Annotated in this window: 16 protein-coding genes; 15 read left to right on the top strand and 1 reads right to left on the bottom strand. The window is 41.9% G+C overall.

What is annotated here, in order from left to right; translation table 11 throughout:
- Nucleotides 1-4: 4 nt before the first annotated feature.
- On the bottom strand, nucleotides 5-916 hold the full coding sequence (locus SRA_RS05345) for an ABC transporter ATP-binding protein (RefSeq protein WP_003088467.1): 912 nt from the start codon (nucleotides 914-916) through the stop codon (nucleotides 5-7).
- A 145-nt stretch (nucleotides 917-1,061) separates the two neighbouring features.
- On the opposite strand from SRA_RS05345, the gene SRA_RS05340 reads away from it, so the two are divergent.
- The 15 genes from SRA_RS05340 (at nucleotide 1,062) to SRA_RS05270 (ending at nucleotide 15,569) form a co-directional block, all read left to right on the top strand.
- Nucleotides 1,062-1,751: a response regulator transcription factor gene (locus SRA_RS05340; RefSeq protein WP_003088464.1), complete on the top strand. Its 690-nt coding sequence runs from the start codon at nucleotides 1,062-1,064 to the stop codon at nucleotides 1,749-1,751.
- Nucleotides 1,752-3,062 (top strand): sensor histidine kinase, encoded by a 1,311-nt coding sequence (locus tag SRA_RS05335; RefSeq protein WP_003088462.1) that lies wholly within the window; start codon nucleotides 1,752-1,754, stop codon nucleotides 3,060-3,062.
- A gap of 104 nt (nucleotides 3,063-3,166) precedes the next feature.
- Nucleotides 3,167-4,048 carry a tRNA pseudouridine(55) synthase TruB gene (gene truB / locus SRA_RS05330; RefSeq protein WP_003088460.1) on the top strand — a complete coding sequence of 294 codons (882 nt, stop codon included), beginning with the start codon at nucleotides 3,167-3,169 and terminating at the stop codon, nucleotides 4,046-4,048.
- A gap of 27 nt (nucleotides 4,049-4,075) precedes the next feature.
- Nucleotides 4,076-4,996, top strand: a complete 921-nt coding sequence (locus SRA_RS05325) for a bifunctional riboflavin kinase/FAD synthetase (RefSeq protein ID WP_003088457.1) — start codon at nucleotides 4,076-4,078, stop codon at nucleotides 4,994-4,996.
- Between the two features lie 56 nt (nucleotides 4,997-5,052).
- A complete protein-coding gene (locus SRA_RS05320) occupies nucleotides 5,053-5,466 on the top strand; it encodes a Spx/MgsR family RNA polymerase-binding regulatory protein (protein WP_003088455.1) in 414 nt (137 codons plus the stop codon).
- A complete protein-coding gene (locus SRA_RS05315; RefSeq protein WP_003088453.1) occupies nucleotides 5,459-5,737 on the top strand; it encodes a UPF0223 family protein in 279 nt (92 codons plus the stop codon). Before SRA_RS05320 ends, SRA_RS05315 begins: the two co-directional genes overlap by 8 nt.
- Entirely contained in the window at nucleotides 5,727-6,485 is a 759-nt protein-coding gene (locus SRA_RS05310) for an inositol monophosphatase family protein (protein WP_003088451.1), read from the top strand. The genes SRA_RS05315 and SRA_RS05310 overlap by 11 nt, the downstream gene beginning before the upstream one ends.
- 53 nt (nucleotides 6,486-6,538) lie before the next feature.
- The gene (locus SRA_RS05305; RefSeq protein ID WP_003088449.1) at nucleotides 6,539-7,852 is read left to right on the top strand and encodes an RsmF rRNA methyltransferase first C-terminal domain-containing protein; all 1,314 of its coding nucleotides are present in this window, start codon (nucleotides 6,539-6,541) and stop codon (nucleotides 7,850-7,852) included.
- Nucleotides 7,853-7,944: 92 nt separating this feature from the next.
- Nucleotides 7,945-8,808, top strand: coding sequence for a phosphate ABC transporter substrate-binding protein PstS family protein (locus tag SRA_RS05300; protein ID WP_003088448.1), 864 nt, complete (start codon nucleotides 7,945-7,947; stop codon nucleotides 8,806-8,808).
- Nucleotides 8,809-8,903: 95 nt separating this feature from the next.
- On the top strand, nucleotides 8,904-9,839 hold the full coding sequence (gene pstC, locus SRA_RS05295) for a phosphate ABC transporter permease subunit PstC (protein ID WP_003088446.1): 936 nt from the start codon (nucleotides 8,904-8,906) through the stop codon (nucleotides 9,837-9,839).
- Nucleotides 9,829-10,716: a phosphate ABC transporter permease PstA gene (pstA, locus tag SRA_RS05290; protein WP_003088444.1), complete on the top strand. Its 888-nt coding sequence runs from the start codon at nucleotides 9,829-9,831 to the stop codon at nucleotides 10,714-10,716. The genes pstC and pstA overlap by 11 nt, the downstream gene beginning before the upstream one ends.
- Before the next feature lie 10 nt (nucleotides 10,717-10,726).
- Nucleotides 10,727-11,530, top strand: coding sequence for a phosphate ABC transporter ATP-binding protein PstB (pstB, locus tag SRA_RS05285; RefSeq protein WP_003088443.1), 804 nt, complete (start codon nucleotides 10,727-10,729; stop codon nucleotides 11,528-11,530).
- Nucleotides 11,531-11,541: 11 nt separating this feature from the next.
- Nucleotides 11,542-12,300, top strand: coding sequence for a phosphate ABC transporter ATP-binding protein PstB (gene pstB / locus SRA_RS05280; RefSeq protein WP_003088441.1), 759 nt, complete (start codon nucleotides 11,542-11,544; stop codon nucleotides 12,298-12,300).
- Between the two features lie 26 nt (nucleotides 12,301-12,326).
- Nucleotides 12,327-12,980 (top strand): phosphate signaling complex protein PhoU, encoded by a 654-nt coding sequence (gene phoU / locus SRA_RS05275; RefSeq protein ID WP_003088439.1) that lies wholly within the window; start codon nucleotides 12,327-12,329, stop codon nucleotides 12,978-12,980.
- A gap of 42 nt (nucleotides 12,981-13,022) precedes the next feature.
- Nucleotides 13,023-15,569 (top strand): M1 family metallopeptidase, encoded by a 2,547-nt coding sequence (locus tag SRA_RS05270; protein ID WP_003088438.1) that lies wholly within the window; start codon nucleotides 13,023-13,025, stop codon nucleotides 15,567-15,569.
- The last annotated feature ends 66 nt before the right edge of the window (nucleotides 15,570-15,635 follow it).

Genomic DNA, 15,635 nt, shown 5'->3' with positions numbered 1-15,635 from the left:
CCTCCTATAAGACATCACTAGCCGTGAAGTCAATAAAGAGCTCTTCCAAAGACTTGCTAACTTCAACCACGCGATAGACAGCTACATCAGCAAGCACCAAGCGTTTCACGACTTGTGCCAGTTGGGCATCAGCATAATGCGGCAATAAAATGCCCTGCTCTGTTAGTTGGATTTGACTGGCATCAAGCCCCAAAAGCGCAGCCACCTTATCATTGGCTGATGTTCTCAAGCAGATATTGCTGCTATGCTGGCTCTTGAACTGACCAATTGTTCCTTGGTAGAGCAGTTTACCTTTTCCGATGATACCAATCTGAGTTACCATTTTTTCGATTTCATCTAGCGCGTGAGAAGAAATCATGACCGTGGTGTGAAACTTCTCAGGCAGGCTACGAATAAGCTTACGAATCTCTTCACGCGCCTGCGGGTCAAGCCCATTAGTTGGTTCATCCAAGATAATTAACTTTGGACGACCCATGATGGCCATAGCAATTCCAAGGCGCTGCTTCATTCCAAGCGAGTAATGTTTGACACGCTTATCCTTGTGATCCGTCAAACGGACAATAGCCAGCGCTTCTGCCACGTCATGATCAGTCAGCCCCTTCAACTCTTTGAGAATCTGCATATTCTCAAAACCTGTCAGATTATCGTAGTAGGCTGGTTCTTCAATCAGAGAACCTATTTGTTTCAGAATACCAATCCGATTGGTATCTGTCATAGGAACACTTGCCACTGTAACCTGACCAGAACTGGGTTCTAGAAGACCACATATCATTTTCATAATGGTTGATTTACCAGCACCATTTGGCCCAATCAGACCGTAAATTTCCCCTTGCTCAATACTCAAGTCGCTCAAGTCTACTGCTACCTGCTTACCGAAAACGCGTTTGACATTCTTCAGTTCTATCATTGTTATCATTTGACTTCCTCCTTGTCTTTACATATTCAGTATAGCGTTCCTACCTTACCAGTCCTTACTCTCTACCTTAATTCTTCCTTAATTTTTAGGAAAATGGCAGAGCGGGCTTTTTGATTATGCTATACTAAGATTGAGGTAAACTGATATGAAAGAAAAAGAGAGAAAACTACTCATCTTAGATGACAATCCTGAGATTTTAGACATGATCACAGAAAGTCTATCTATTGCTGGTTTCAGTCATTTGACACGGGCTGCCAGCAAAAAAGAAGCCCTAGAGCTTCTGGAAAGGGAAGCCTTTGACTTGGCGATTTTGGATATTATGTTACCAGACGGCTCTGGTTTTGAGGTGCTGAGAGAAATTCGGAAGACCTCAGCCATGCCTGTGCTCTTTCTGTCTGCGGTGTCTGACATTGAAAAACAATACCAAGGTTTCGAGCTGGGAGCGGATGACTACATCGTCAAACCTTTTCGTCCTAAGGAACTAGAACTACGGCTCTTGTCCATTCTCAAGCGCAGCTATCCGCCGCAAGATGACGTGGTGCAATTAGATAGTTGTCAGATTGATTTTGAGCGCGCAGCCATTCTCAAAGAGGACCAAGAAATTCCGCTAACCGCTAAAGAATACAGCCTACTCAAGGTGCTATACAATCACAAAAATAAAATCGTCACCTTCGACCAGCTCTTGAGTAAGGTTTGGGGCGACAATTATCAAGGTTATGAAAATACGCTCATGGCTCATATCCGCAAGGTGCGGCAGAAGATAGAGGCTAATCCGTCTAAACCTGTCCACCTCATTACTATTAAGGGGCTGGGCTACCAGCTGCGGGTGGATTAAATGACGACTTTTAAGTATTTTTCTAAGGTTTTGCTGACCTATTTTGCGACAGTGGTTCTTCTGGGGCTGACTGCCATTTTTATCTTTTTATTTGGTAGCTATCACATCATTGATAGCATGCAAAACAGTCATGAAGAGCCGACAGCTATCGTCAAAACAATGGTCAGTCATAGCCAGTTACAGCTAACCACTCAGAATAAGAAAGTTCTAGACAAGCAAAAAATCTGGCTTATGCTATTGTCAGAGCAAGGGAACATTGAACAATCCTACCGCTTACCAGACAAGCTTAAGCGCCACTACAGCATGGCAGATGTGGCTCGTTCGTCACGCTGGTATTTGGACGATTATCCTGTTTTTACCTTTGTCGTTGGTGAAAAAGTTCTCATCTTAGGCTATCCCAAGGGGTCTTTTGAAAAATATCCTGCCAACTACTACAACGTCCAAAATTTCTTTAGCATCGCAAAGCTGGTTGCAGGTATTTTTGTGGGACTGATCATAGCCTTATTGGCTATTTATCTACGGTCGCAAATGAGGCTGCGTAAGGAATTCAAACCAATCACTCAAGCTCTTGCTGATTTGTCTGACAGCCGACCTGTTGTCCTTAATGAAAAAGGCAACCTGTCTGAAATCAAGTCCGCTCTTAATCAGACCTCGCAGTTCTTGATTGAAACCAAGGAAATGCGCAGCCATTGGATACGCGGTATCAGTCACGATCTGCGCAACCCTCTGACCCTCATGCTCGGTTACACCAGCCAGCTTGAAACTCTGCAAGGCCGCAGTCATCAAACTCAGCAAATCGAAGCTAATATTCATAAAATGGAGGACATCATCTCCAACCTTAATATGAGCTATCTGCTGGAGAATCAAGATATTGAGCAGGAAATGACCAGTTTTGACCTTAATGGTCTCCTCAGACAAATCATAGCTGATCTCTACAATAACTATGAAGGGATTGATTTGAGTTTTAAACTGCCAGAAGAAGCAACTCCTGTTTTGGGTAATAAAACGCTGCTGACACGCGCCATCAACAATATTCTTCTCAACAGCCTAACGCACAATACCTCGCCACAACTGAAACTCAACTTACAACAGGTTGGAGACCACGCGCAGCTGATAATCACAGACAATGGTTCTATTAGTGCTAAAAAAGTCCAAGAGCTCAATCAAAAATCCCGCAATTATGATACACATGGCATGGGTACAGTTATCACTAAGCAAATTATTAAACTTCATAAGGGTGAGACTATCTTTTGGGACAATCATCCAGGTCTGAAAGTGACAGTTGTTTTACCTTTAACAGATAAATTTTAGATATAAGCATTTGTAATAGAGAAATCTTTATGATCAGCTAGCTAATATCTAAACAGAGCTTTTATATTAACCATCCTTGGCTAATCTATGCTATAATAAAAGTTATGATTTCAGGAATTATCAATTTAAAAAAAGAAGCAGGAATGACCTCACATGATGCAGTCTTTAAGCTTCGTAAGATTCTTCATGAAAAGAAAATAGGCCATGGCGGTACGCTTGACCCTGATGTTGTTGGAGTTCTTCCCATTGCAGTTGGCAAGGCCACACGGGTTCTAGAATACATGACAGAAGCTGGCAAGGTTTATGAGGGACAGGTGACCCTTGGCTTTTCGACAGCGACGGAAGATGTTAGCGGCGATATTATTGAGAGAACACCAGTTGACAAGCATTTGACAACAGAAGATGTCGATGCTGCTATGTCAGCTTTTGTCGGCCAGATCAATCAGACTCCCCCCATGTATTCGGCTGTTAAGGTCAATGGGAAAAAATTATACGAATATGCGCGTGCAGGGCAGGCAGTAGAACGTCCTCAGCGTCAAGTCATGATTTATGATTTTAAACGGACCAGCCATTTAATGTTTGAGGATGATTGCTGTCGTTTTGATTTTCGAGTTTCTTGCAGCAAGGGAACCTATGTTAGAACCTTAGCAGTTGATTTAGGAGCCAGACTCGGCTATGCCAGCCATATGTCTTTCCTTGAAAGGACCGCTGCAGCTGGTTTAAAATTGGAGGATGCTTTAAGCTTAAATGAGGTTGCAGAAAAGACGGCAGCGGGTGATTTTTCCTTTATCTTACCGATTGAATACGGAGTACTGTCTCTGCCGCGGGCAGAACTGAGTAAAGAACAGGTCCATGAGATTTCCTTCGGCCGACAAATTACCTTATTCCAAAAAGATGCGCTGCTGGCCGCTTTTGATGAAAAGAAGCTTGTTGCTGTTTTAGAAAAACGAGGAGCTTTGTATCAGCCCAAAAAAGTTTTTCTGTAAAATGATGCTTTAGAAAGATAATAGAAGATGAATATATTTAGAATTCGCAGCCATCGGGACATTTGCCGAAAAGAACCGTCAGTCCTAGTTCTAGGTTATTTTGATGCTCTTCATAAGGGACACAGAAAACTTTTTGAAGAGGCGAAAATACTGGCGGATAAAGAAAATTTAAAAATTGTTGTGCTTACTTTTCCTGAATCTCCCCAGCTAGCTTTCTCGCGTTTCAGTCCGGAGCTGCTTAATCATATCAATTATCCGGAAAAACGTTACGCCAAATTTGCAGAGTATGGTGTTGATGATCTTTATTTGATAGATTTCACTTCAGCTTTTGCCAAAACCAGTTCTGATGATTTTATCGATGGCTATATTCAAGCTCTGAAAGCAAAAGCTATTGTTGTCGGCTTTGACTATAAGTTTGGTCATAATAAAACAGATTCTGACTACCTTAAGCGCAATTTTTCCGGACAGGTTGTTACAGTAGCTGAGGTCCAGCATAAGCAGGAAAAAATCAGCTCGACCCGCGTCTGTCAGCTAATCGATCAGGGAGATGTTGCTCAGGTTAACCAGCTTTTAGGTTACGAGTTTTCAACAAGAGGAATTGTTGTTCACGGTGATGCCAGAGGCCGGACGATAGGATTTCCAACGGCCAATCTAGCGCCTATTGATCGGACCTATTTGCCGGCAGACGGTGTTTATGTGACTGATGTCTTGGTGGGCGAGAAACGCTATCGTTCAATGACCAGCGTTGGCAAAAATATTACCTTTGGCGGGACAGAGCTGCGCTTAGAAGCCAATATTTTTGATTTTGACGGAAACATCTACGGCGAAACAATTGAAATTTTATGGCTGGATAAAATTCGCGAAATGGTCAAGTTTAATGGCATTGATGATTTAGTTAACCAGCTTAAAATGGATAAAGAATTTGCCTTAAATTGGGGAAAAGCATAGCCAAGTTACTTAAAATCCTGTATAATAAAAGGCAAGTATGAATAAAGGGGTAGGATATGGTTACCTTATTTTTATCACCTAGCTGTACAAGCTGCCGTAAGGCAAGGGCTTGGTTAAATAAACACGATGTTGCCTTTCGAGAGCATAATATCATCACGAGTCCTCTGAACCGCGATGATTTACTGAAGATTCTCTCTTATACCGAGAATGGAACCGAAGACATCATTTCAACCCGTTCAAAAGTTTTTCAAAAATTAGATATTGATGTGGATGAATTGTCTGTCTCTGAGCTAATCAACCTTATTTCAAAAAATCCCAGCCTGCTTCGCCGTCCGATTATTATGGATGATAAGCGTATGCAGATTGGCTTTAATGAAGATGAAATTCGGGCTTTTTTACCACGAGATTACCGCAAGCAAGAACTGCGTCAGGCAACGATTAAAGCAGAAACTGAGGAAGAAGATGAGTAAAAACTATTCTTATCCTTTAGATTTATCGTGGAGCACTGAAGAAATAGCCTCAGTGCTTTCTTTTTTAAATCTAGTCGAGAAGGCTTACGAAAGCAAAGCTGAGGTAAGTCGTCTTTTAGAAGGCTACAGGAAATATAAGACTGTTGTCGTCAGTAAATCACAGGAAAAGCAAATTGACCGTGAGTTTGAAAGGGTCAGCGGCTATTCAGTCTACCGTGCAGTCCAGGCAGCAAAGGCTAAAGAGAAAGGATTTATCTCCCTTGGAAACTAAATTTCAATTTGCAAAAGAACTGATTTATGAAGCAGGGCGCTATATTCGTGATAATATGACACATAATTTGGTGATTGAAGAAAAGTCAGGCTTTGATGATCTGGTTACTGATTTAGATAAGGCAGTTCAGGAATTGATGGTCAAACGAATTCACAGCGCTTATCCGGAAGACCATTTCTTTGCAGAAGAGGACGGTCTTGTATCAGATATCGACGATGGCTCTGTCTGGGTTTTGGATCCGATTGATGGAACGGTCAATTTTATTGTTCAAGGCTGCGATTTTGCTGTTATGATCGCTTATTATGAAAACAGTGTTGGTCAGTTTGGTCTCATTTACGATGTCATGAACGATATTCTTTACAGCGGCGGCGGCCAATTTGACGTGACCGCAAACGGAAAATCCCTGCCTTCTTTTCATGACAGACCTTTGAGGCGTTCTTTAATCGGCGGCAACAGTGCCATGTGTGCTCAAAATGTTATGGGGATAGCTGATTTAGGACGCCGCACCTTGGGAATTCGCGGGATTGGCAGTGCTGGGCTCAGTATTTGCCGCGTCTTGGAAGGACGTTTTATTGCTTACTTTTCTAACATTGCTCCTTGGGACTATGCTGCAGGCAGTATCATGGGAGAAAAGCTGGGCTATATTGTTCTTGATCTGTGTGGTCACAAGCCCGACTATAAAACTCGGCAGATGATCATGTTTGTCCCACAAGCTAAATTAAAAGAAATCCAAAAATATATTAAATAATATGCTGTAGAACAGACTATTTCTTTTTAATATAAACAAGATAAATCGTTAATATGTCATTACCTGAAAAATTTGTAGAAAAATATTGCACTATTTTGGGAAGCGAGGCTGAAGACTTTTTTGCCAGTTTCAAAGAAGAAGCCATAGCTGCTTTTCGAGTCAACCCTTTAAAAGGCACTCAGCTTTCATTTGGAAATCCGATTCCTAACACAGACTGGGGGCATTATGGCAAGGTTTCGGGCAGGTCTGCAGAGCATGTCTCAGGTTTAGTTTATTCTCAAGAGCCAGCTGCTCAGATGGTTGCTCAGGTTGCAGCTCCTGCAAAGGGAATGAAAGTGCTTGATTTAGCGGCAGCTCCGGGAGGGAAAACCACTCACCTGCTTTCTTATCTGGACAATACAGGAATTTTGGTGAGCAATGAGATTTCTAAAAAACGCAGCAAGGTTCTTGTGGAAAATGTAGAGCGCTTTGGTGCCAGAAATGTCATTGTTACCAATGAGAGCCCAAAAAATCTAGCTCAAACCTTTGAACATTATTTTGATCTTATTGTTTTAGACGCTCCGTGTTCAGGCGAAGGAATGTTCCGAAAAGATCCAGCTGCCATGCAATATTGGCATGAGGATTATCCGGCAGAATGTGCTGAGCTTCAGAAGGAAATTCTGCAAGAAGCTGTGAAAATGCTGGCTCAGGGCGGCAGCCTAGTTTATTCAACCTGTACTTGGGCTCCGGAAGAAAACGAGGATATTGTCAATTGGCTGCTGTCAGAGTATGATTATTTGGAGCTGGCAGACGTTCCCAAGGTCAACGGTATGACCGAAGGTATTGATATGCCAGAAGCAGCACGGATGTATCCTCATCGTTTTAAAGGGGAAGGACAGTTTGTAGCCAAGCTTCAGGATAAACGGCCGGCTCAGCCATCTGTTCTGGCAAAAGCCGCTAAAAGTCATTTAAAAAAAGAGCAGGAAAAGCTCTGGAAGGATTTTGCTAATAAACACCTTAAAGTCAGATTAGAGGGAATCTATCAAACCTTTGGCAGCCAGCTTTATTTGCTGCCGCAGGAACTGCCAGCTCTCTCCAAGCTGAAGATCGCCAGAAACGGCCTGCATTTAGGAACCTTCAAGAAGGATCGGTTTGAACCGTCTTTTGCCTTGGGACTGGCTTTAAGAAAAAGTGAAGTAGTACAGTCTATTGAAATTGATGTAGAACAGTTTAAGGTTTATGCTTCTGGAAATGTCCTGCCTCTCTCTAAGGATTATGAAAAGGGCTGGTATCAAATTCTCATAAACGGGAATGGCCTAGGTTTTGCCAAGGTCACAGGCAATACGTTAAAGAATTATTTTCCTAAGGGACTTCGTTTTCAAGTGTAAATGTTATAGAATACATTTTAAAAAAATTTTACAATTGCAAACCGTTTCATTTATTTTATTGTTATAATTGATTAGGAAAGGAAAGCAAGTAAATGAGAAAGAAAAAAATAGTTTTATCTTTGGTACTGGCTGCGGCCAGTCTGGCTCTAGCGGCCTGTTCCAGCTGGATTGATAAGGGACAGTCAATCACCAGTGTTGGCTCAACAGCCTTGCAGCCATTGGTAGAGGCTTCCTCGGATGAGTTTGCTCAGTCTCATTTAGGTAAAACTATCAATGTTCAAGGCGGCGGTTCTGGTACAGGGCTTTCGCAAGTACAGTCAGGCGCTGTTCAGATTGGCAACAGTGATCTTTTTGCTGAAGAAAAAGACGGCATCGATGCCAAAGAACTGGTTGACCATCAGGTTGCGGTTGCCGGACTTGCTGTTATTGTAAACAAAAAAGTTAAGGTTTCTAATTTAACTGTTGAACAGCTGCAAAAAATTTTTACCGGTGAGTATACCAACTGGAAACAGGTAGGCGGTCAGGATTTAGAAATTTCTATTATTAACCGAGCTGCCAGCTCTGGTTCTCGGGCGACTTTTGACAGTGTCATCATGGATGGAAAAGACGCCAAGCAAAGCCAGGAGCAGGATTCCAACGGTATGGTGAAGTCGATTGTTTCACAGACTCCGGGTGCAATTTCTTATCTGGCCTTTGCCTACGTCGATAACTCAGTAAAATCTTTAAAATTAAATGGTTTTAAGCCAACCGTAAAAAATGTAACAACTAACGACTGGCCGCTTTGGTCTTATGAGCACATGTATACCAAAGGGAAAGCCAAAGGTTTAACCAAAGAATTTTTGGACTTCATGATGGGTGACAAGGTGCAAAAGAGCATCGTTCCTCGAATGGGTTATATTTCTGTTAATGATATGAAAGTTGTTAAGAGTGCAGACGGCACTGTAACGGCTAAATAATGATATACAAGTGAAAGGGATAAAAGCTACTTAGCTGACTGGTTCAGCTGCTTTTATTGCTTTTCAAAGTTCTTATCTTGATATATGGAGGAATCATGAAAAATCAAGAACTGATTAAAAAGCTGACCTCACCTTCTAAAAATTCTCGTTTAGAAAAATTTGGTAAGACAATTACCTTTTGCTGTTTGGCTTTAATTGTGCTTATCGTTGCAATGATTCTCATTTTTGTTGCTCAAAAGGGACTGTCAACCTTCTTTGTAGATAAAATCAATCCTTTCAAATTTCTTTTTGGAAAAGAGTGGCAGCCTAATGTTAAAGGACCGGACGGCAAACCCTTGCTAGGAGCTCTGCCGATGATATTAGGGTCTTTCATTGTTACCATTTTATCAGCTTTGATTGCAACCCCTTTTGCCATTGGAGCTGCAGTTTTTATGACTGAAATTTCACCTAAATACGGTGCTAAAATTCTTCAGCCTGTTGTTGAGCTGCTTGTTGGGATTCCATCGGTTGTTTATGGATTTATTGGTCTGCAGATTGTTGTGCCTTTTGTCAGAACCTTATTTGGCGGTACAGGATTTGGTATCTTATCTGGGGTCTTTGTCCTGTTCGTTATGATTTTGCCGACTGTAACCTTTATGACTGTTGACAGTCTAAAAGCTGTTCCAAGACACTACAAGGAAGCCAGTCTTGCTATGGGGGCAACTCGCTGGCAAACCATTTGGCGTGTTATTTTAAATGCGGCAAGACCAGGTATCTTTACAGCGGTTGTTTTTGGGATGGCCCGTGCTTTTGGTGAAGCATTGGCAATTCAGATGGTTGTCGGAAATTCAGCAGTCATTCCAACTTCTCTGACAACACCTGCAGCAACCCTGACTTCTGTCTTGACAATGGGAATTGGAAATACAGTTATGGGAACCGTCCAAAATAATGTTCTTTGGTCACTGGCCTTAGTCCTTCTGATTATGAGTTTGGCTTTCAATATGCTGATGAAATTTATTACAAGGGAAGGTAAGAAAAATTATGCACGCTAAAAAACTGGATAAATTAGTTACTGGTATTTTGTATACCATTGCTGGTATTATTATTGCCATTTTGGCATTGCTCTTGCTTTTTATTCTTGTCCGGGGAATTCCCAGCATTGATTGGCACTTTCTGACAGGCAGCTCCTCTTCCTATGAAGCTGGCGGGGGCATCGGCATTCAGCTTTATAATTCCTTCTTTCTTTTAGTCGTAACACTGATTATCTCTATCCCTTTGTCTATGGGAGCTGGTATTTATTTGTCTGAGTATGCTAGAAAGGGCCGCTTGACAGATTTTATCCGTACCTGTATTGAAATCTTGTCTTCTCTGCCGTCTGTGGTTGTTGGTCTTTTTGGTTATCTCATCTTTGTTGTTCAATTTCAATACGGCTTTTCCATTATTTCAGGTGCTCTGGCGCTGACTGTTTTCAATTTACCGCAGATGACGCGTAATATCGAAGACAGTTTGCGAAATGTCCATCATACGCAGCGCGAGGCTGGCCTTGCTTTGGGTATTTCACGCTGGGAAACCGTGATTCATGTGGTTATTCCGGAAGCACTTCCGGGAATTGTGACCGGTATTGTGCTTGCTTCCGGCCGTATTTTCGGGGAAGCAGCAGCACTGATTTATACAGCAGGTCAATCTGCACCGGCTCTGGATTGGGGAAACTGGAATCCGCTTAGTACAACGAGTCCGATTTCCATTTTCCGTCAGGCTGAAACCTTGGCTGTTCATATTTGGAAGGTTAACAGTGAAGGAACAATTCCGGATGCTACCAAAGTATCTGAAGGCAGTGCAGCAGTTTTACTTATTTTTATCCTTATCTTTAACTTGTCAGCACGCTACATCGGTAAGAAGCTGCATGCTAAGCTAACATCAGCAGCCTAAAGGAGGACAAATGGCAGATTATAATTGGAATGAAAGGCATATTATTACTTTTCCGGAAGGAAATCTCGCTCTATCAACCAAGGATTTACACGTCTATTACGGTGAAAACGAGGCTATCAATGGGATTGATATGCAGTTTGAAAAGAACAAAATTACCGCTTTAATAGGTCCGTCAGGCTGCGGTAAATCAACTTTCCTCCGCAGTTTAAATCGAATGAATGACACTATCGATATTGCTAGAGTAACCGGAGAAATCATGTATGAGGGCATTGATGTCAATGCTCCCAATATCAATGTTTATGAAATGCGTAAGCACATTGGCATGGTTTTCCAAAGGCCCAATCCCTTTGCTAAATCAATCTATAAGAACATAACTTTTGCTTACGAGCGTGCCGGCATTAAAGACAAAAAAGTCTTAGATGAAATTGTTGAGACCTCTCTTAAACAGGCAGCGCTCTGGGAGCAAGTCAAGGATGATTTGCATAAATCTGCCTTTACTCTTTCTGGCGGTCAGCAGCAGCGCTTGTGCATTGCTCGGGCTATTGCGGTGAAACCTGATATTCTTTTAATGGACGAACCGGCATCAGCTCTTGACCCTGTGGCAACAATGCAGTTGGAAGAAACCATGTTTGAGTTAAAGAAAAATTATACGATTATCATCGTTACTCACAACATGCAGCAGGCGGCCCGCGCTAGTGATTACACAGCCTTTTTCTATTTGGGAAATTTGATTGAGTATGATATGACCAATAATATTTTCCAAAATGCTAAATTGAAATCAACCAGTGATTATGTGTCTGGACACTTTGGATAGAAAGGAAAACAATGACAGAACCTATTTTAAAAGTAAATGATTTGTCTGTTTATTATGGTAAAAAGAAAGCACTTAATAATGTGTCCATTGATTTCTATCCTAATGAAATCACCGCTTTGATTGGGCCGTCAGGATCTGGTAAATCAACCTTGCTGCGTGCTATCAACCGAATGGGTGATATTAATCCGGAAGTAACGGTCACGGGTTCTATCATGTACAATGGGCATAATATCTACAGTCCACGGACAGACACAGTAGATCTGCGTAAAGAAATCGGCATGGTCTTCCAGCAGCCCAATCCTTTTCCGATGACCATCTATGAAAATGTTGTCTATGGCTTGCGTTTAAAGGGTATTAAGGATAAGAAGGTTCTTGATGAGGCCGTTGAAAAATCTTTAAATGGTGCTTCCATTTGGAATGAAGTGAAAGACCGTCTGCATGATTCGGCAATCGGTCTATCTGGCGGCCAGCAGCAGCGTGTCTGCATAGCCAGAGTTCTGGCCACCAGCCCGCAGATTATTTTGCTGGATGAACCGACTTCGGCCTTGGACCCTATTTCAGCAGGAAAAATCGAAGATACGCTCTATGCTTTAAAAGAAAAGTATACGATGATTGTCGTTACGCGTTCTATGCAGCAGGCTTCGCGCATTTCCGACAGGACGGGCTTTTTCCTTGCTGGGGATTTGATTGAGTACGGTAATACTAAAGAAATGTTCCTAAATCCGCAGAAAAAAGAAACAGAAGATTATATTACAGGTAAGTTTGGATAAAATAATAATAGAAAAGAGATGAGAACATGTTAAGATCGCAATTTGAAGAAGAATTAGATAAATTACATAATCAATTTTACGCGATGGGTACAGAAGTACTGGCACAGATTAATAAAACGGTGCGTGCTTTTGTTAGTCACGACCGCGACTTGGCAAAAGAAGTTATTGCTGATGACGATGTAGTAAACGAGTATGAAACTAAGCTTGAAAAAAAGTCTCTCGAGATTATTGCTCTGCAGCAGCCCGTCTCTAATGATTTGAGAACAGTCATTACAGTCCTCAAAGCTTCAAGCGATATTGAACGAATGGGTGATCATGCTTCCTCAATCGCTAAGGCGACGATTCGCATGAAGGGTGAAGAGCGCCTTTTAGTTGTTGAAGAAAAAATTAGTGAGATGGGCAAAGCTGTCAAGCGCATGGTTGAGGATGCTTTGAATGCTTACATTAATGGTGATGATAAAAAGGCTTATGAAATTGCAGCCAGCGATGAAATAATTGATAACTATTTCAAGGATATTCAAAGTCTGGCGGTTGAAGAAATCAAGAAAACACCAGATGCTGCTTTTGCAGGTAAGGAATACTTTCAGGTACTGATGTATCTTGAACGGATTGGTGACTATGCTCGAAATATCTGTGAATGGATTGTCTATCTTAAAACTGGAAAAATCATTGAATTGTGATATAATAATGATTTAGAAATTTTGAAATAATAAGGGAGATACATGGAATCTGTAGAACACTTTATTGAAAAGTTTGTGCCTGAAAATTATAATATTTTTCTAGACATTAACCGTCAGCAAAGAACTTTCTCCGGCAATGTAGCTATCAACGGAGAAGCGCTTGACAATGTGATTTCGCTGCATCAGAAAAACTTGACCATCAGCTCAGTTCTTTTGGATAATACTGAGTTGGTTTACGAACTGGACAATGATCATGAGGCTATTCATATTGAACTCCCTGAAACCGGCAGTATGACTCTAGTATTGGAATTTGCAGGTGAAATTACAGATAATATGACGGGCATTTATCCTTCCTATTACACTGTCAACGGGGTTAAAAAAGAGATCATTTCAACGCAGTTTGAAAGTCACTTTGCCCGCGAAGCATTTCCAAGTATTGATGAACCAGAAGCAAAGGCTACCTTTGATTTAGCGCTGAAGTTTGACCAAGAAGAGGGCGATGTCGCTCTCTCTAATATGCCCGAAATTAATATCAGCCGCCGTGAGGAGACTGGTGTCTGGACCTTTGATACGACCCCTAGAATGTCTTCGTATCTGTTGGCTTTTGCCTTTGGCAGTCTTCATGGGCAGAAAGCCTACACAAATAATGGGACAGAAGTAGGTGTTTTTGCGACTGAGGCTCAAAGCAGCGACTCGGTTGCTTTTGCCCTAGATATCGCTGTTCGTGTTATTAATTTTTATGAAGGGTATTTTGGTGTTAAGTATCCAATTCCACAGTCCTACCATCTAGCCCTTCCGGATTTTTCTGCCGGAGCCATGGAAAACTGGGGACTGATTACCTATCGGGAGGTTTATCTCTTAGTTGATGAAAATTCAACAGTAAGCAGCCGTCAGCAGGTAGCGCTTGTTATTGCTCATGAATTGGCTCACCAATGGTTTGGCAACTTAGTCACCATGAAATGGTGGGATGACCTCTGGCTTAATGAAAGTTTTGCCAACATGATGGAATATGTTGCTGTTGATGCAATTGAGCCCAGCTGGAATATTTTTGAAGATTTCCAGACAAGCGGTGTTCCTCATGCTCTTAAACGTGATGCAACAGACGGTGTTCAGTCTGTACATGTCACTGTTAATCATCCGGATGAGATTAATACCATTTTTGATGCCGCTATTGTTTATGCTAAGGGAAGCCGTCTCATGCACATGCTTCGCCGCTGGCTGGGAGATAAGGCTTTTGCCGCTGGCTTGAAGACCTATTTTGAAAAATATCAATATGCCAATACTGTCGGACGCGACCTTTGGAATGCTTTGTCTACTGCTTCCGGCAAAGATGTTGCCAGCTTTATGGACGCTTGGCTTGAGCAGCCGGGTTATCCTTTAGTAACGCTGGCTGTTAAGGATGACACACTTCATATTTCGCAAAAACAATTCTTTATTGGCGATTATGAAGAGGCTGGCCGCCTCTGGCAAATTCCGCTTAACAGCAATTGGTCTGGTCTGCCTGATATCTTGAAAGAAGAGTCCATTAAAATTCCTAACTTTAGTCAGCTGCTGGCTGACAATAAAGATAAGGGGGCTTTGCGCTTAAATACCGGCAATACTGCGCACTACATCAGCAATTACGATGGACAGCTTTTAGAGGCTGTTTTAGCAGATTTTGATCGTCTAGATAATACTTCCAAACTGCAAATCATTCAAGAGCGCCGTTTGTTGGCAGAAAGTGGTCAGATTTCTTATGCTGAATTAGTGCTGCTTTTATCAAACCTATCGGCTGAGACGTCTTATTTGGTCATGTCGGCAAGTCATCAGTTGGTGGCCGGCATAGAGAGATTTTTAGAGGAAGGCAGCCAAATTGAATCAGATTTTAAATCCTTAGTTCGCGATGTTTATCAGGCAAATTATCAGCGTCTTGGTTTTGAAAAATCGGATCAGGAAAGCGACGAGGATGAGAAGATTCGTCAGATTGTTCTGGCCAATATGATTTACGCTGATGATCCTGATGCCAATGAAAAAGCACAGGCAATTTTTGAAACGCACAGGGGAAATATCGAATCCATCCCAGCTGCTGTTCGGCTTGCTGTTTTGACCAATCAAATCAAGCATGCTGAAACGGATGAATTAGTAAGACTTTACTTGGATGCTTATGTGCTAACCAATGACGGAAACTTCCGCAGGCAGCTGGCTAGTGCTCTGGCGCACACCAAATCGCAAACAACGCTTGAAAGAATCTTGAGTCAGCTGAAAAACAAGGACCTTATTAAGCCTCAGGATTTATCGCTCTGGTACAGGCTTTTCTTAAGTGAGCCTTATACCCAGGAAGCGTTCTGGCAATGGGCACGTGACAATTGGGAGTGGATTAAAGACACGCTTGGCGGTGACATGAGTTTTGACAGCTTTGTTGTTATTCCGGCTAATATATTTAAAACCGATCAGCGGCTAGAGGAATACAAAGCTTTCTTTGAACCGCAGCTGGATAATCTGGCTCTCAGCCGCAATATCACTATGGGAATTAAAGAAATAGCAGCCAGAACTGCTCTGATCGAAAGAGAGAAGGCAGCTGTTTGGCAGGCGGTTACAGGTCATTTTTAATGGTATTCCTAAAGACTGCGGAGCTTAAAAAGCAAGGTCAGATAAAAAAGAGTTTAAACTGTAAAA

It is taken from the genome of Streptococcus ratti FA-1 = DSM 20564 (assembly GCF_000286075.1).
In the GTDB taxonomy this organism is placed as follows: Bacteria; Bacillota; Bacilli; order Lactobacillales; family Streptococcaceae; genus Streptococcus; species Streptococcus ratti.
This window is presented reverse-complemented; position numbering and strand designations above follow the sequence as displayed.